Genomic DNA, 17,389 nt, shown 5'->3' with positions numbered 1-17,389 from the left:
GACCGCCTGAGCGAACTCCTCGTTCTGCTCACAGAAAGTTTTGAGGACCTCAAGAGTAGGCTTTGCAACCGCCTGCGCATACTTGCCAAGCTTAGCGGCAGACAGCTCCTGCGACAGCTTGTCCTGAGCTTTCTTTGCGTTAATGTTCATTGCCGTCACCGCCTCTCAGCTTATCAAGCTTATCCCTTGTGCTGCATATCTTTCCATACGCCTCGCCAATGTCAAAGGCTCTATGTTCTCGCTCAGACATTCCTTCATAGATACCGATTATATCTGTACAGGCTTCGTCTACGGTATCATATGCTTGACAAATCGCTGCTTTTGTGCTATCATCAAGGTGTAATATTGAACTGGTATCTTTTGATACCTCCAAGCTTGTGCCTGTTGCCGCAGGTGCAGGCTCGGTTTTCATGTATTCGAGAATATGATTCATGAAATCAGTGATGCAATTACCATGTCCTGCAAACGGGCATGATACACAGTTGTCTACTATACAGCATTTAGCCGTAGTAATTATCTCATTTTTCGTCATCTTTATCCTCCTTAAACTTTTTCTCCCAGTGCTTTTCAATGGCGCCAAGTAATATGTACATCACTACATCTATGCCTGCAAGCACGGCTATTGTTATCAGCAGTATCAACGCCATTTTACCACTTTCCTTTCATTTCAACTTCGACCTTGACAATTGGTCTGCCTGCTTCTCTCACCGCACGCTTAATGCTCTCCTCTGCTTCCTCGTAGGCAGTTTCTTTTACGCTTACATACCACCTGTACGCTACATACATTGCAAGCACCACCAAGAGTGCTACCGCTGCGGCACATCTGATTATCTCTAACACGGCTATCATTTTCTCACGTCCTTTCATTTAAACGTCCTGTGTTTTAAGCTATCCACTCAGGGTGCTCAGTCCTCGCCGTTTCACAAAGCTTATCCCAGAGCGATGGGTCACGCCCGACCATATCCTGCAATGCTCCGGCAAGCTTGCGACCGATACTGTCCGCAGCTGCCTGCCGCTCCTGCTCCGTGCAATCGTCCCAAAGCTTGTAGCTTTTGCCACCGTCGAACGAAACGTGCCTTATGACCTTTAAAGGCGGATATTTCGGCATTTTTATCACCTCCTACTCAATTCTATTTGTTATCAAGGTTGTACTATGCTAGGAAAGTTCCTCGATAACGGCGATATCCTCGCCCTCTGAGCGGTCAACAAGGTCCATAGCCTCGCCTGCCGTCTTTGCCGTGACTGTTACCAGCCTTGCGCCGCTGAACTTGTCCGTCAGCTTGATTTTGTAGTGTTTCATTTTTGTACCTCCTTGAAAAATCTAACTTCTTGTGGTATAATGTAGAAAATAAAATAAAAGGAGCTGACCATAAATGATAAAAGTCATTCGAAGCAAGCAAATCGAATATCCTAGTGTCAACTTAAATTTTAAAGTTGATATGCCAAGAAATTGTCCTCATTGTGGTGTTGTTTTAGAGCCTAAAGCTCTATCAAGCCATTTTGTTGAAATGGCAGACTTGGATGACCACCATTATAAAATATATGTCCATTGGCTTTGCCCAAGTTGTGCAAAAGCATTTTGCTCAGAATATGAATACATTGGTCCTCAATATCGCACTGAATGTGATGAAGCTACACTTATTCAAACTGATCCTAAGTTCTGCTCATCTCCAACATTTGACGCCGAGATTGAAAAAGTTTCTGAGGATTTTGTTAAAATATACACACAGTCGCATAAGGCGGAGCAACTTGGTTTCGATAAAATATGTGGAATGGGTTATCGAAAAGCGTTAGAATTCCTAGTAAAAGATTTTGCGATTAATCTTCACCCAAAAGAAGTAGAAAAAATCAAAAAGCAAACGTTAGCTCAATGTATCGAAAACTTCATAGACAGTCCAAAGATAAAAACCCTTTCAAAAGCTTCTGCTTGGATCGGTAATGACGAAACCCATTATTGCCGCCAACACGAAGATTACAATATAGAGCATTTAAAAGCTTTTATCAATGCCATTGTTTCATACATAAACTCAGAGCTTGAACTAAAAAAAGCTGAACAACTTGTAAGAAAATCTGATTAACCCTTTTCGCAGAGCAATTTTCCGTCAAGAGTCCAATATTGAATGACCTCTCTACAGGGGTCATTTTCTGTTCCTGCGCCTTTCAAGGCTCTTGTTACGATCACCTGCTCAATCCTGGCACTGTCACATCCTCTTGGAATAGCAGTAATTTTCTTTTCCACGTTCCTCTCACCCCCTCTTTAATCACTTGTTGCATTATGCAACTCACTGAGTAAAAAAATATTTGCCGAACTCTCCAGCATCAATGTGGAGCAAGTGTGACAGTTTCTCAGCCTCGTCCAAGTCAAACGGACGAACATTGTTTATTTTCTGATTAGCTGTAGGTTGAGCTATGTTTAAACAATGTGCAACGTCAGCTTGGGTCAGTTCAAGCTCCTTCATTCTACCCTTGATCTTGTTCGTGTTTACCATATGCCAGCCTCCTTTCTTGTTGCATTATGCAACTTACTGCATTATCATAATAGCACATAACTTTTCACTTGTCAATAGCATTTTGCAACATTTTTTTATTTTTTTCAAAAAAGCTATTGCATTATGCAATTTAATGTGATATAATCATTATAACGAAAGCAGGTGAGCAAGATTTGAATACCGTAGAAATTGGAAATAGAATAAAAGCTGCAAGAGAAGAAAAAGGACTTACACAAGAAGAACTTGGTATCCGTCTTGGATTGAATAAATCAACTATCCAAAGATATGAGGCAGGAAAAATTCTCAGAATAAAATTACCTGTTCTTGAATCAATCGCTATTGAGTTGAATGTTAATCCTGAATATCTTGCATTAAAAACTGATGATCCTAGCCCTAAACATTCTTCTCATATTATAGACTCCAACGCAACCATACTCCCGCAAGACAACGTACATATAATACCTATATATGAGAGCGTGTCAGCTGGGTTTGGTGCTTATGCTGACGATTATATTGTGGGCTATATGCCGCTTTATATCGTCAACGAGGAAGAAGCTAAGAATACAATGTGCATTGTCGTTTCGGGGGACAGTATGTATCCGAAGATAGAGAACGGCGACAAGATACAAGTATTAAGGCAGGATTGGGCTGAGGACGGACAGGTAGTTGTTGCCCTTATCGACGGCGAAAACGGCGTTGTGAAGAAAATCAAGTATTCTGATGACAAGATAACCCTTGTATCATTCAATCCCGAATATCAGCCGAGAGAGTTTGTCGGTGCAGAAAGAGACCGCATAAGAATACTCGGCATTGTAAAAACAGTTATAAAATCCTTATAATAAAAAAATCCCCGCCAGCACCGCAAATACTGACAGGGATAGCACACAGAATTTTCTCCCGCATGATTACAAATACATTATATCACCAATTTAAGACAATGTAAATGATTTCATAAATTGTTTACAAATGTCGATTTATAGGGAGGAAAAAATATGACTTGTCCAAATTGTAAAGGCGAAAACGCACCAGGCGTAGCAGTATGTGAATATTGTGGTCACGAACTTCCGCAGCCACAGAAAATTGATAACCACGTTGAGCATAACAGCAATATCGTTCAGCACATCACATACGTTACAAACGTCCAGCAGGTCGCACCGCAAGCTCCTGTTGAGCAGATAAGCCCTAAGAGCAAAAGCACAGCTGAAATACTTTGCCTGCTGACCTTTTTAGGCTTGGGCGGTTTGAACAGATTTTATGTAGGCAAAGCTGGCACAGGTTTGCTGTACTTCTTTACTTTCGGAGGTTTCTTTATTGGAGCAATAGTTGATATGATAAATTTGTTTCAGGGAAACTTCACTGACGCTCAGGGCAGAGTGTTAAAATAAAATTCCCTGCTAGTATTGTAAATACTGACATGGAAGAAAAAAATCTCGCCCCCAAGTGCTACCAACACTCAGAGGCGAGCAGAGCGGATACTACCAATATCAGCTCAAAACGAACAAAACCCAATCACCACAAAAGGGCTTATTCTGCCCTTTTATTATACTGCATATTATTAAATATGTCAAGAAAATAGGAGGAAAAAATCAATGAAGATCGCAGCGGCTTACGTTCGTGTTTCCACCGAAGAGCAAACAGAGCTGTCCCCTGACAGCCAGGTCAAGCTCATTCGTGAATACGCCAAGAAAAACGGCTTTATCGTGCCGAAAGAATTTATCTTTCACGATGACGGCATTTCGGGACGTTCCACCGCCAAGCGGCAGGGCTTTAATCAGATGATAGGCACAGCTAAGATCAAACCAAAACCCTTTGACGCAATCCTGCTGTGGAAATTCAGCCGTTTCGCCCGCAATCGTGAAGACAGTATCGTCTATAAATCAATGCTCCGAAAGCTTGGTATCGACGTCATTTCTATCTCCGAGAATGTCGGTGACGACAAAATGTCCGTGCTTATCGAGGCTATGATAGAGGCAATGGACGAGTATTACAGCATTAACCTTGCCGAAGAAGTCAAGCGTGGTATGACGGAAAAGTTCGGGCGTGGTCTGAAAGTTTCAGGTCCTCCGCTGGGCTATGATATGAAGAACGGTGAGTTTGTGGTCAATGAGCAGGGGGCTGAGATAGTTCGCCGCATTTTCGATATGTACGTCAACCAAGATATGGGCTACCTCAATATCGCCCGTGAGCTGAACGCTGAGGGCATACGCACCCTGCATGGCAATGATTTTGAGACCCGCACTATCGCTTACATCATCAGAAATCCCGTCTATATCGGTATGCAGCGTTGGACGCCTGGCGGAGGTGGCTCAAAGGGTCACTACCGCTCTGCCGTAGCCGATAAAGTTGTTATTACTCAAGCTCACCACCCTGCAATTATCGACAAGGAGATTTTTGAAAAGGCTCAGCAGAAAGCTGCAAAGACTCGCAGACCATACGAACGCAGTGGATCCACCAAGCACGAGTATATGCTCAGGGGTCTGCTGAAATGTAGTTCTTGTGGCTCAAACCTTACAATGGCGTCGGTCAAGAGCGGCACTCTGCAATGCTATCAGTACGCTCACGGGCGGTGTAAGGAGTCCCATGCTATTACTATCGGTAAGATAGACAAGGCGGTCATAGAGGACATACAGGGGCTTGTGGACGGCACAGCGACCGATTACAAGCTTGTTGACCAATCCCCTGCCAAGCCGAAGAAAGACACGTCCAAGTTTGAGACACAGCTTGAACGAGAGCGAATGAAACTCGAACGAGTTAAGGCGGCATATGCAGACGGCATTGACACGCTGGAGGAATACAAACGCAACAAGTCGGAAGTCCTCGCCAGCATTGCAGAGCTGGAAAGCAAGCTCCGCCAAGCACAGCCGCCAAAGCCACAGCACACAGCCGACCGCCTGCCTGATCTGAAAGTCAGAGCGCAGGAAGTCCTCAAGGTTATAACCTCGCCTAATGCCACACCTATGGAAAAGAACAACGCCCTGCGGAGTATTGTTGACAAAGTTATCTTTGACCGCAAAACGTCAAGTATTGAAATGTATTATCTGTGTTGAAACGGCGTATTTAGGCGGTTTTAGAGTGGGTATAACTTTTTGAAGTCTGGTGGCCCTGACGGCGAACTTGGTGCAGCGCTTCGCTATCTCAATCAGCGTTACTCAGCCCCCTGTCGTGAGGTGCAGGCAATACTCAACGATATCGGCACGGAAGAACTTGCCCACATCGAAATGATCGGCACTATTATCTATCAGCTGACCCGTGACCTCTCCCTCAAGGAAATAAAAGACAGTGGCTTTGACACCTATTTTGTTGACCACACTACAGGCGTTTACCCTATAGCCGCCTCTGGTGTACCATTTTCTGCGGAAATCTTCCAAAGTACCGGTGACGCTATTGCTGATATACACGAAGACCTTGCTGCTGAGCAAAAAGCCCGCCTGACCTACGACAACATTCTCAGGCTTGCTGACGATCCTGATGTCCGTGACCCTATCAAGTTTCTTCGTGAACGTGAGATAGTCCACTATCAGCGCTTCGGCGAAGGACTAAGACTTATTCAGGATATGCTTGACAGCAAAAATTTCTACGCTTTCAATCCTAGCTTTGACAAATAATAAAAAAAGCGGGCTGTTGTTATCAGTCCGCTTTTTTGTACATATATCAAAAATCTTCCTTGTCCATCTGCTTGCCGCTCCTGCTGACCTTTTTATTAAGTATCAGCGAAAAAGCCAGCGTTGCGGCTATGAGTGCTATCATCACAAGCACTGATTTTATTGTCAAATGCTTCAACTGTGTTCCAATATATGTCTGCACAAGCATTTCAGGCATCACTCCCATTATCGAGCCTAGAAGATATGGTCTGTAAGGCATTCGCAGTGCGCCGTGTATCATTGAAACAAGGTCGCCCGGCACAACCACCACTGCCCTTGAAATGTAGGAGGCGAACAGATTATTGTCATGCCCATAATTTACAAGCTTTCGTGCCTTAGGATATTTCATCTCAATAACACGCATGATATCGCCACCAGATATTCTTCCCACAAGATAAGGAACAGTAAAACACACCGATAGTCCTATTACATTCAACAAAATGCCCACCCAGAACGGATATATTGCACCCACGCACACAAAAATAGCCGCAAGTGGGAATACCACCGACAAAGACTTCAATCCATAAAACCCCAGAATAACAAATGCGGCAAGCCACAAATTGTCCGGGCAATAACTGAGTATCTCAGAAAACTCATGGTCTTTCAGAAAAAGAGCACAGCAAAATATTATGATAATAGTTAAAGCAAAGGGTACATATCTTCCATATTTTCGCACAAAGCTATCCATAACTCCTCGCTCCTCTCCGATTCTTTAGGGTATTATACCATATTTGAATGTTCAATTAATTATCAATCAATGAAAACTGTGTTACAACTTTCGCTGTCAAAACAAATTTATAACTTTATCGTTCGTCAAATTGACCAACCATTCTCATTTTTGCACAATATCCCACTATCACTATAATTTTTATAAGTAGAATTATGTCGTCTTATGTCGTGAAGTGTTCTTAAACAAGTCGATTTCTGTTTTAATTTATGTATATCTAATTAATAGGTTAAATTTGTACAATATTGCTATTGACCAACGTACCAATTAATGTTATAATTAATTATAAGAATTATTTGGGAGGTATTTTTATGAGATACACAGTATACAACAAAGCAATGAAACGTCCAGTTTTTCAAACAAATGACCTTGAAGAAGCCATTGACTATACACGTCGCCGCCCAAGAAAGTCAAGACGACACTGCATATACGATGACAAACTAAAAACTTTTGATATAAAAAAAATAAGACATGCCGCAGGAATATAAAACGCACAGGGTGTAGAACTCTGTGCGTTTTTGATGTATTTATGAATAAACAAGTCTTACAGTCACTCTGCTGTAACCACTCCATGTGCAGGTGAACAAGGTCAGATCCCAGTCGCTGCCACCACCTTTTATGAGCGATGGAGAATCCCAGCCGCTCAGCAGTTCGCTGTTTGTGACAGTATAGTTAAATTCTCTGCCGTAAACATCGGTGAAAATGACCTGGTCACCTGAGCTGAGCTTATCCAGCTTGTCAAAAAAGCCTGTGTAATTGTGAGCGCAGATTATAAGATCATTGTCTACACGTCTGCCGCTGTACTGACAAGCTGCAGTATTCATTGCAGCATAGCTCCAGCCACGAGTCACAGGAAACTCCTGCCCCAGTGTCGGGAATGAAATCAAGCCTATATATGAGTTGCCGTCAAGCACGATATCCTTATCCGGGTCATCTATCTCGCTGTCCGTGGATCGACTATCGTCAAAAATGTCAAAGGGTGAACTGCTGTCGCTGTCCTCTGAACTGTCTGAGATCTGCGTTTTCAGATCACTCAGCACAGCCTCCATCCTTTTATTACTTTGCTTTTCATGAAAATAGTTGTAATAATTAAGGGATAATGCCGCCGCTATCAGCATTATCCCCATTATTATCAACAAAAGTCCTAGCTTTTTTTTAGTCACTATTTTTCTCCTGTTGTAAAGGCGAGCCTATGTGGTTTCGCCTTTATTTCTCTTTTCTGCTTACTCTCCAACCTGCCACGATAAGGATAACTCCACCGCCTATAAGTACAGGCACCGGCCAGTTGAGCGAACCAGTCTGTGGTATATTGTCAGGCGTTGAGCTTGATGAATCAGAGCCTGACGAGCTGCTGTCAGGTGTGCTTGAACTACTATCTGTATTACTCGAACTGTCTGACTTATATGTGTTCTCTATAAGAAACAGCTTGTCATTGTTTTTGGTAACAACTGTGTAGTTGGCAGGAATATCTATCTCCTTAACTGTCCACTCAGCCGCAGAATTGTCTTTCCAGAAATACTCCCAATTGTTGTCAGCGTTAAGAGTAACAGTATCGAAAAGCTTGCCATCACGATATATCTCCACCTTGATATTATCAGGTATGAGCTTTTCCTGACCATCAGGAACTATCCACGACTTTCTTACACCATAATCACTGTCCCCTGCTGGGATCTCTTCGTATGTGAACTTGGTGTAAACTGTTATCTGTCCCTCAGCCACGATATCCTTATCTATCTCGATAAGTGACGGAGAAGGTGTAAACTTAGCTGTTGTGTTTTCAAAACTCTTGCCTGAAACAAGATACAGACCCACAGAATCAGCAGAAAGCTTTACTTCACCGTTTGCGTCCGTCTTGCCTGTTGAAACTGGTGTTATGCCATCGGTTTTTACGTAGTTGTCGAGCGTATCAGCGACAGCCTGCATTTTTGAAGCGTCAGTAAAATCAGACATATCTATAGGATAATCGCTGAACTCTCCGGTAAGGACAAAGTCAGCTTCTTTACGCTCACCGACCTTATATATACTCCACTCGGCATTACTAACAGTCGTTGTATCATTTTTGCACACTATATTCACATTGATATTATCCGCTGCAGAAGCTGAGATCGTCATGCTTCCCAAGGCTGAAACAGCCATTGCCGCCGTACACAAAACAGCCTTTGCAAGCTGAGAAAATTTAAGTTTCATCTTTGCTACTCTCCTTATCAGGTAGATTTTCAACATTATCGTCACTCTCTGGCTTATCCAGCATTGCCACAAGCTCATCATGAGAGATTTTTTTGCGTTTTGAATCCACAAACCACCACACCAGCAGTACCACAAACAATGGTATTGCTACAAAAGGCACGACCACAAGAGAATCGAGCTGAACAGCGTCTGCCGTTATTTTTGAAACACTCTTTGTATCGTCCGCAGTTTCAACTCTCTTTGCACGAACAAGAAGCCTGTGAGAATTGACTCCGTATGGTGTACAGGTAGTCAACGTAACATGATCCTCACCTGGAATAATGTTCAGCTTATCCATTTCATTAGGCAGAACTATATAAACAGCCTCGACCTCATATGTATAGACCTCTTTCAACACTGTTATAGTGAACTCATCGCCCTCTGCAAGCTTATCAAGGTCGCTGAAAAGCTTTGCCGAAGGCAGACCTCTATGTGCTGAAATGACCGAATGAGTGTCCGCTCCGCCAACAGGCAGGCTCGAACCCTGCAGATGTCCCACAGCGACATTTAACACGCCGTCACTTGTGCCATGATAAATAGGCAACTCCACCCTTATAGTCGGAATGGAAATATAGCCCATAACACCCGTCCCCGTGATATCTAGGATATCCTCATAGCCCTTGACCTTATCATAATCAACAAAAGGTCGGGCAAGCTTTGCTATCTCTTCATTATATTTTCTGGCACGGCTGAGTATCTCTTCATTCTCCTTGTCAGAAAGGTCATTTGCCGCTTTCTGATAAGTCGCCACCGCACGGCTTTGCGTTTTTGAATTCCACCAATCGCTTATTGTTGGATATAACATCACGGAGAGCCCCACAAGCAATAACAAGACCAATAAAATTGTAGTTGATTTACCGCTTTTCTTCCTCATGGAGTCCTCCCTGATGCCTGCCGACCGAGATCGGCAGGACAAAGGTAAAAATAAATTCAAAAATTAGTCGTTCTTAGCTCTCTTCTTAGCAATGAGAAGCACACCTGCGCCCAGTACGATAGCTCCGCCTACACCGTAGAAGATCTGAGTACCGATACCGCCAGTTGTTGGAAGTGAGCCGCCCTTCTGGTTTATGATCTTAACTGTTGAACCGCTTGTGCCTGAATCAGTGCCGTCGAGCATACGAATGGACTGAAGTGTATTAGCAGGATCATATGTTGTGTCAAACTTGAACTCATATGGATCAGCTCTGTTATACTGAGCAGGAGCTTCTATCTCAACAAGCTTGTAAGTTGTCTGATCATCAATGCCCTTGATAGTAAACTTACCTGTTGCGTCTGTTTCGATATAATCAACAGAGCCTGCCTCACTGCCGATCTCAAGTCTGTAAACATTGTCAGCTATCTTGACAAGTCTGATAGCATCGCCATGAACATTTCTAAGCTGGAACTTAGCACCTGCAAGAGGCTCGCCCTTTTCGTCTACCTTGTTACCAACAAGTGAGAATGTCCAGTCATAAACTGTAACCTTAGGTGTTTCACCTTTCTCCTTACCTGTTGTGTCCTGAGGATTGTTTGAATATGTCAGATAAGCTGTGTTAGGGTTATTGTTCACGCTGTCAGGAGCAGTAACTGCTACCTTAGCTTTTTCATTGAGCTTAGCAGAATAATAAGTTTCGATCTTAGCAACTGTAGGATAGTTCTTTACAAGTTCCTTGATATCGAAAGTAACATAGAAAGATTCCTTATAATCGGTTGTACTGCTGTCGTCGCCAACTGTTGTGTTAGGACCTACTGTAACAGAAGTGATCTCCTGACCGTCAGCGTCATAGTACTTGTATGTAAGGTTATCATTGAATGTAAAGCCCTCGCTGAGCTGGTCACGAACTGTGTATGTATACTTGTCATAAGCTGATACATCGCTTGGTATAGTTGTTGTGATCTTGAATTCTACATCGTCACCAATTGCGTTGTCACCAACATCGCCCCATGAGTCATTCTCATTGTGCTTGATCTGCTTTGTAAGTGTTGGCTTCGTCTTCTTTGGAGTAACGTTTGTTGTGCCTGAAACGTTAAGGATAAGAGCTGAGTTAGCCTTATCAACACCATTATTTTCTGTTGCATCGACAACGAGATAATAGCCAGCATTTGGAAGTGGAATAGTGTACTCACCGTTATCTTCATAGGCGGTTACAGACTTATTGTCGATGATGCAGGCAGAAGCGGCTTTTGCAAACTTTGCAGTATCTTCCTTTGTCCAATGATCTGCATCTGATATTATCTTTGCAACGTCTACTGCGCTCTCGGCACTGTCAAACTGAGACATATAAGTGCTAAGACCAGAAGTTTTCAGGCTGGTAAGCAGAGCATCGCCATTAATGCCTTTGCCCCACTTGATAGTATTTGTTGCAGATGCCTGGTCAAAGATCTGATAAGCCTTATATACTCTGTTTGTATCAGAATCCTTGATAACAATGTTATTAACGCCAAAATCAGCAGTAGCAAATACTCCGAATGCTGATGTTGCAGCAATAGCTGAAACTGACATAACGGTTGCGGCAGCAAGAGCTGCGAATTTCTTCATCTTCATAATTAATTATCCTTTCATATTGGTTTATTTACAGCGTTTTTTTGCGACGCTTTGTAACTAAAAGTATTGTTGCAACAACAGTGACTGTTCCGCCTGCTGCCACGAATGGGATAACACCCATGCCGCCTGTTTCAGGCAGCTCTCCCAAGGTTTCCTCAGAGTTGTTATAGACCTGAACATACTGATCACCGTTCTTTGTCATATCAATGCAATTCTCATTTTCTGAGCCATTGTATCTGAAGTAAGCTTTGTATGACGATGTGCTTATCGGCTGACCGTTCACTTCTATCTCCTCAAACCAATAGTAATACTTATTGCCCTTGATGTCATTTTTTTCAAGAGAAACGGCATTTGACCAGTTGTTATCAGCCGTGAGCGTTATCTGCTTCCACAAGAATACTTCACCGCTAGGTATCGCATCTTTATTAGGAACAGGTGTAACGTTCGTCTTCTCAGGTGTGCCAAGTTCATTAGCTGTCACTGCATATGAACAGCCACTATCGCCCTTAAGTGTAAGTTCAACAGTAATATCTGAAGTGATATTATTCAGATTCAGAACAAACTGACTCTTGTCCCAAGACGGTGTAACGTAATCACTAACGCTGACATACTTGCTATCACCGCTCCACATAGGTATAGGCTTGCCGTCCACCCAATTTTCACCTGACTTATAGATGTCAGCCAGAACAGCTCCTGAACTGTCAAGAACTCTAACACGTCCCTCAGTTTCACCGATATTTATCCATGACTTTGCCATATCAAAACTGAACTTAGCCGAGCCATACATGGCATACTCAGAGGCGAAGCTTCCGTTCTGAGCCATTTCTGTTCCATTGCTTGTAAGGATCTTGAATTTAACATTCTGTCCCTTATCCATTGTGCCTGTAAACTTGTTATATTTTTCAGGCACATCAGCCTTATTTGTTGACCTATAGATATTGAACGTTACCTTATCATTGGTATGGGTATTGCTATCGCCGTCAGACCATGCCTTTTGCAGGCGAACATCCATATTTTCTACCTTCTGCGGGTTCTTGGTATTGACGATCGTATCAAAGCCCGTGGCACTGCCGTTATTTGAATAAGTATACGTAACGCCAAAGCCGTCAGGTATATTCTTTTCAAGAACATAGTAATACTTGTCCTTGTCAAGGCCGTCAAGAGTTACCGTCCAATTCTTAGACTTTTCCAGAGAAACAGTTTTTATAAGTTTGCAATCTGTTGGTATTCCGTTATCTCCATTCACTCTTGAGGCTGAATTTGGTGCAACAGAGGACTCATAAACATCTGCCTCGATCTTGTCGATACCGGCAGGAAGCTCACTGTCAGCAAGCTTGTTTCCTAACTCATCACGCCATTCCTTCGTAATGTTAAGTCCCTTGACGTTCGTAACTGTAACATCAGTGTTTTTGCTCATTGCCGTTGCACTGTATACAGCCTCATATCCTGTTGCAAGATCGATCTCTTTGATATAGTAGTAAAGCTGCTTGTAATCATTGCCGACCTTTGTATATCCAGGAAGCTTTGTCCACTCATGTTTCCAATTGTTAGCTTCGTTAAGAGTTACCTCAGCACTGCCCCACTGAATATCATCTGGAACACCGCTTAAAACCTTAGTTGTAGACGAGCCAAGAAGAAACTTTACGCTCTCTGCCGAATGATTGCCGTTTCCATCGCTCCAAACCTTGCTTGCAGTTATCTTAAACTCTTTCAGCAGATTTGTTACTCTGAACATATCTCCGTTCTTCACGAACTGATATCCGTCCTCACCGACTTCACTTGGAACTACAGCCGGACGCACTTTAAAAGCAAAATATATAGGAGTTTCGTCAAGAAGATAACCCTCTGGACTTTGCTTTTCTATAAGCTTATAAAGATGACCCTCAGTATTTCCGGTGCCTGCGGCAGGTTCAAGGTCAAGGTTGTATGACCCGTCAGCATTTACATTGAATGTCTGCGCCTTATCCTGCGCCGAACTTCCCCAGATAACTGAATTTCTGTCTTTCGCAGCATTTTCTTTGAAATCTACTGCCGGGAGCCAATCGTATGTGCCATTTTCCAGCTTAGTGTATCTGTAGATCTCAAAAGAAGCCTTAAGCATAATACTATAGTCTCCGCTGTCTACCTTCATAAGCTTAAATGGCTCAACAGTTGTTGATGACGCCTTTGACTGATTTATCAACTCAAACTCGGAATCATTATCTTCACTGTCATTTACAGCAGAGCCGTTTGTGTCAAATGATATATTATTGAACACATGGACTTTATAGCCATCGTTCTCAGCGTCCTCATCATTTGCAGGACTTCCTGTATAAACGTAAACTAATTTCAGGTGACGCTGATCTGGAACGTTTATTTCAAGTTTCTTTACAAAATCTCGTGTCTTCGCAGTCAGTGCGGAACACTTTACAGCCGAAAGCATTTTTTCATTGCTGACTTCAGTGTTTGAAAAGCCGCTGCTATCCCTGTATTCATATTCGACTCTGAAAACACCGCCCGCCTTCTCAGAAGAAACCTCTTCCACAGGGACGGATATGCTTGAGCCAAAATCTGACCACTCGCTTCTCTTGTTGGCAAAGGCTTTTACTTCTTTGAAGCTGTTGCCGTCCATATAGCCATAAGCCACATAGTAACTCTTTATATTTCCGGTTTCGTAGCCTTCAGGCAAAGTTAGATCAATAGTACCCTTAGCGCCAACAATACTTTCACTTGGAATAAAGTTAGCGATAAACTTGCCCTTTTCGTTGGTAATAACATCTGCACTGCAAGAAACTGTGCTGTCAACTGCCTCCGGATCTGATATCACATAACTGTAATCACTCACAGCAAGCTCTGCACCCGTATCTGCGTCAAATACCTTGATAGACTTCAGATCCATGTCAACAGCGGAATTGCCATTTATGCTTACCGTTTTTGTCTGAACGTTACCCTGAGCGTCCTTTGTCTTAACTACAGCCGTGCCTCCGCACTTGATAACATCGTTGAGAGTTATCATTCCGTTTGTTGAGCATTTAAGCTTTTTAGGGTTAACATCAATGGTATAAGTTATCTCACAGCCGGTGGACTTCGGAGAAGAAGTTTTCTTCAAGTTCTTTTCCTTAACTGTCTGCGTCTGGCTTCTCTCCGGATATTTTCCAGCTTTATCCTGAACTGTGTTTTTGAACGCTGCAGTACCATTCTTGTAAACACCATTCTTAACATCATCGACCTTTACAAGTGTACTGTAGTAAGCTGTCCAAGCGTCCTGCTGATTCCATGCAGTCTTGAAAGTTACTGTATTGGCTGTCTTATCATAGAAATATTCAAACTGATTTGTTTGTGCAAAATCATACTTATCAGAACTATTTCCAAATGAATACTTGAGATAATCCTTGTTCTCGTAGAATATCATTCCCGCCGGAAGCGTGTCCACGATCTCGACATTATCGTTACGCTTATAAGTGCCGTCCTTGTTGATATCAAGCCGCCAATCAAACCTGTAATACTCAACACCATTTACAGTAACAACAGGCAGGCTGCTAAGATCATGCACTGTGTCGCCTGCTACACTGCTTGCAGCGTCATACTTTTCATAAGGCGCTTTGGAGCTGTCGCCTATAGTAAACTTAGTCTTATCTGCACTAGGCTCGAATATTTCACCTTTATAAGTAGCCTTGTTATTTACATTTATAATAGTACCTTCGTCAAGACCTGTTACATCTACGGTACTGCTATACTGTATCTGCACAAGGTTTATATTGTCAAATTCTTCACTATCATTGAACTTTATCTCAAACGAAGTGTTGTCGTCATTAGGTACTACAGTGTAATTTGAACTGTCAAGCGGTTCATAGCTTCCTGTTCCATTTCTCTGAACATACATGATAATGGAATCAGTGTCAAGAACGCTCTTTATTGACTTGCCATCATTTGACGTAGCGTTCATTATATCGCTTATAGTCTTGCCCCTAAAGGAACCGTTTGTCTGCTTGACCTCTACCTGCCACTTATATGTAACACTGCTTCCGTCCTGAGAAATGTCAAGAACTGTTTTTGACTTCTCGTTTACAGGCTTATAATAAACTGTCTTGTCAGAATGGAATCCGTCAATACCTGCAGTATTTTTCACTGCATAATTTCCATTGCTGTCAGGGTCGCCAAGATCATAGTCAGCAACCTTTGTTTCATAGGAAATAACTACCTCGTTATTGTCACCTATTCTGTCAGGCAAAACAAGCTCACCGTCACTTGCAACTGTTGCATCAAAGGTATCATTTCCAACCTTTATGCTGACAATCTGTCCTGCTTTAAGCATATTATCAGTTATTGTCTTGCCTTTAAGGGTAGAATTTTTGTCATTACATTTAACAGTTACTTCCCATTTGAGTATACCTAACGTGTTATTATCTATCCAACCACTTTTTGATATCTGATACCTATTATAAACAGTTTCACTTGATGTGATATCAGACCATGGTTGGCTTTTATCAGGTCTTTGCATTTTAACTGTATTTGTAGTTTCCGCCTTGTCAGGATCGATAGCTGTCACATACTCGATAGTAATTTTTGACGCTGTTGTTTTATCGTCAAACGTAAGCGTGTTTCCATTAAGTGTGTACTTTACATCTGAACCATCATCAGCTTTAAGTGCAAAGCTTCCTGGCTTTGCATCAGGGAATGCTTCATCATAAAGGTGATAGCCCTTGAGGTCTGCACCGCTAGGGTTGCTTACAACAATTTCCCATGTGACTTCGTTATTGTCGTAGTCAACATTCTTGCCTGTTTTTGAGATCTTATCCTTCTTTGACTCAGAATAAATAGTTTTATCTGCTTTTACTCCATTTCCGTCTTTATCATATGTGGTGGATTTGTTTTCCACCTTACCTGACATAACGAAATTCGGGTCGCTTGTAGGATATGGAGTCGTGTAGCTTATGGTAACATTTTCTTCGCTGAATCCATCGCTGAAAACAAACTTTCCGCTTGACGCGTCATAGCTTCCTGCACCCTCAGGTGAAACAGTGAAGCTTCCGTCAACGGCATCCTTAAAAAGCTCGTCCTCGATCCTGTCAAGAGGCTTCTTTGCAGGATTGTCCACTGTGATAGTCCACCTAACTCCGTCAGCAGTTTCGCTTGCGTCCTTTATGGCAGACATAGTGAGCGGAGTAAAACCGTCTATTTCAACCGTCTGACCGCCTATCTCAACAGTGGTCTTATCACCTGTATCTGTATCCTTACGCTTTACATTACCCTCAAAGCTTGCCTTACCGCTTATAGCGTCCTTCTCATTTTTATGTTGATATCGCTCGTCAAACTCAATAAAAAGATACTTCTTTCCATCTATCTCGTCGACTCTGTACTTACCTGAAATTCCATGTCCTTCATCGAAGTGAGTATCCTCGACATCGCCCCAGGTTCCGTCTGACGGTATACCGCCCTCGGGCAGGCTAACATTATCGTCGATAGGGAAATAAATATACCTATTGGTCATTTCGCCCTTGTCAAAATCAAATTCTACATTGAATTCGATCTTTTTAGATTGGTCTTTTCCTGAACCGACCGCATCATAGGATTTTATCGTGACGCTATTCGCATCCTTATAAGAATAGCTTCCGCCGTTATAGGAAACATCTCCACCTGCCACGGAAGTACCCTCAGTGGCACTTATTGCAGGCATAACAAGACTTGCCAGCACCGACACTGTCATAACTACAGACAGCACCACACCGAACAAGCGGCTGCGTTTTTTCCTTTCATTTTCTTTTAGATATTGCCGAACTTTACCGTTAAAATTCTGCAAAAC

Annotated in this window: 19 protein-coding genes; 6 read left to right on the top strand and 13 right to left on the bottom strand. The window is 42.6% G+C overall.

Translation table 11 applies throughout. The features are described from left to right. Positions 1-139 precede the first annotated feature (139 nt). Genes QVO88_RS09890 through QVO88_RS09870 form a run of 5 tightly spaced genes read right to left on the bottom strand, consistent with a single transcriptional unit; the run spans position 140 to position 1,300 of the window. Positions 140-532, bottom strand: coding sequence for a hypothetical protein (locus QVO88_RS09890; protein ID WP_022288319.1), 393 nt, complete (start codon positions 530-532; stop codon positions 140-142). After that, positions 519-647, bottom strand: a complete 129-nt coding sequence (locus tag QVO88_RS09885) for a hypothetical protein (RefSeq protein WP_022288318.1) — start codon at positions 645-647, stop codon at positions 519-521. The genes QVO88_RS09890 and QVO88_RS09885 overlap by 14 nt, the downstream gene beginning before the upstream one ends. Before the next feature lies 1 nt (position 648). Next, the gene (locus QVO88_RS09880; protein ID WP_022288317.1) at positions 649-867 is read right to left on the bottom strand and encodes a hypothetical protein; all 219 of its coding nucleotides are present in this window, start codon (positions 865-867) and stop codon (positions 649-651) included. A gap of 16 nt (positions 868-883) precedes the next feature. Then, positions 884-1,108 carry a hypothetical protein gene (locus tag QVO88_RS09875; RefSeq protein ID WP_022288316.1) on the bottom strand — a complete coding sequence of 75 codons (225 nt, stop codon included), beginning with the start codon at positions 1,106-1,108 and terminating at the stop codon, positions 884-886. A gap of 48 nt (positions 1,109-1,156) precedes the next feature. After that, the gene (locus tag QVO88_RS09870; protein WP_022288315.1) at positions 1,157-1,300 is read right to left on the bottom strand and encodes a hypothetical protein; all 144 of its coding nucleotides are present in this window, start codon (positions 1,298-1,300) and stop codon (positions 1,157-1,159) included. 73 nt (positions 1,301-1,373) lie between these two features. Here QVO88_RS09870 and QVO88_RS09865 point away from each other — a divergent pair, with 73 nt between their 5' ends. Beyond that, the gene (locus tag QVO88_RS09865) at positions 1,374-2,078 is read left to right on the top strand and encodes a DUF4145 domain-containing protein (RefSeq protein ID WP_022288314.1); all 705 of its coding nucleotides are present in this window, start codon (positions 1,374-1,376) and stop codon (positions 2,076-2,078) included. On the opposite strand, the gene QVO88_RS09860 is transcribed toward QVO88_RS09865, so the two are convergent. Further along, positions 2,075-2,239, bottom strand: a complete 165-nt coding sequence (locus tag QVO88_RS09860; protein WP_022288313.1) for a hypothetical protein — start codon at positions 2,237-2,239, stop codon at positions 2,075-2,077. The two genes, QVO88_RS09865 and QVO88_RS09860, sit on opposite strands and share 4 nt — an antisense overlap. Before the next feature lie 43 nt (positions 2,240-2,282). Then, positions 2,283-2,489: a helix-turn-helix transcriptional regulator gene (locus QVO88_RS09855; protein ID WP_022288312.1), complete on the bottom strand. Its 207-nt coding sequence runs from the start codon at positions 2,487-2,489 to the stop codon at positions 2,283-2,285. A gap of 173 nt (positions 2,490-2,662) precedes the next feature. Between QVO88_RS09855 and QVO88_RS09850 the strand changes: the two genes are divergently transcribed. The 4 genes from QVO88_RS09850 (at position 2,663) to QVO88_RS09835 (ending at position 6,094) form a co-directional block, all read left to right on the top strand. Then, positions 2,663-3,328: a LexA family transcriptional regulator gene (locus QVO88_RS09850; RefSeq protein WP_022288311.1), complete on the top strand. Its 666-nt coding sequence runs from the start codon at positions 2,663-2,665 to the stop codon at positions 3,326-3,328. 153 nt (positions 3,329-3,481) lie between these two features. Then, the gene (locus QVO88_RS09845) at positions 3,482-3,874 is read left to right on the top strand and encodes an NINE protein (protein WP_022288310.1); all 393 of its coding nucleotides are present in this window, start codon (positions 3,482-3,484) and stop codon (positions 3,872-3,874) included. Positions 3,875-4,078: 204 nt separating this feature from the next. Then, positions 4,079-5,536, top strand: a complete 1,458-nt coding sequence (locus tag QVO88_RS09840; protein WP_022288309.1) for a recombinase family protein — start codon at positions 4,079-4,081, stop codon at positions 5,534-5,536. 39 nt (positions 5,537-5,575) lie between these two features. After that, positions 5,576-6,094 carry a manganese catalase family protein gene (locus QVO88_RS09835; protein ID WP_022288308.1) on the top strand — a complete coding sequence of 173 codons (519 nt, stop codon included), beginning with the start codon at positions 5,576-5,578 and terminating at the stop codon, positions 6,092-6,094. Positions 6,095-6,140: 46 nt separating this feature from the next. Here QVO88_RS09835 and QVO88_RS09830 read toward each other — a convergent pair whose 3' ends face one another. After that, positions 6,141-6,818, bottom strand: a complete 678-nt coding sequence (locus tag QVO88_RS09830; protein ID WP_022288307.1) for a TVP38/TMEM64 family protein — start codon at positions 6,816-6,818, stop codon at positions 6,141-6,143. A gap of 350 nt (positions 6,819-7,168) precedes the next feature. On the opposite strand from QVO88_RS09830, the gene QVO88_RS09825 reads away from it, so the two are divergent. Beyond that, positions 7,169-7,345 (top strand): hypothetical protein, encoded by a 177-nt coding sequence (locus QVO88_RS09825; protein ID WP_022288306.1) that lies wholly within the window; start codon positions 7,169-7,171, stop codon positions 7,343-7,345. Positions 7,346-7,384: 39 nt separating this feature from the next. Here QVO88_RS09825 and QVO88_RS09820 read toward each other — a convergent pair whose 3' ends face one another. From QVO88_RS09820 to QVO88_RS09800, 5 genes are all read right to left on the bottom strand, one after another. Next, positions 7,385-8,020 carry a sortase gene (locus QVO88_RS09820; RefSeq protein ID WP_022288305.1) on the bottom strand — a complete coding sequence of 212 codons (636 nt, stop codon included), beginning with the start codon at positions 8,018-8,020 and terminating at the stop codon, positions 7,385-7,387. Positions 8,021-8,063: 43 nt separating this feature from the next. Next, entirely contained in the window at positions 8,064-9,044 is a 981-nt protein-coding gene (locus QVO88_RS09815; protein ID WP_022288304.1) for a Cna B-type domain-containing protein, read from the bottom strand. Beyond that, positions 9,034-9,957: a class C sortase gene (locus QVO88_RS09810; RefSeq protein WP_022288303.1), complete on the bottom strand. Its 924-nt coding sequence runs from the start codon at positions 9,955-9,957 to the stop codon at positions 9,034-9,036. The genes QVO88_RS09815 and QVO88_RS09810 overlap by 11 nt, the downstream gene beginning before the upstream one ends. A gap of 63 nt (positions 9,958-10,020) precedes the next feature. Next, positions 10,021-11,607: an isopeptide-forming domain-containing fimbrial protein gene (locus QVO88_RS09805; protein WP_022288302.1), complete on the bottom strand. Its 1,587-nt coding sequence runs from the start codon at positions 11,605-11,607 to the stop codon at positions 10,021-10,023. Between the two features lie 28 nt (positions 11,608-11,635). Continuing rightward, positions 11,636-17,386 carry a Cna B-type domain-containing protein gene (locus tag QVO88_RS09800; RefSeq protein ID WP_022288301.1) on the bottom strand — a complete coding sequence of 1,917 codons (5,751 nt, stop codon included), beginning with the start codon at positions 17,384-17,386 and terminating at the stop codon, positions 11,636-11,638. Positions 17,387-17,389: the final 3 nt, after the last annotated feature.

The organism is Ruminococcus sp. CAG:57, from assembly GCF_000435935.1.
GTDB lineage: Bacteria > Bacillota > Clostridia > Oscillospirales > Ruminococcaceae > Hominimerdicola > Hominimerdicola aceti.
This window is presented reverse-complemented; position numbering and strand designations above follow the sequence as displayed.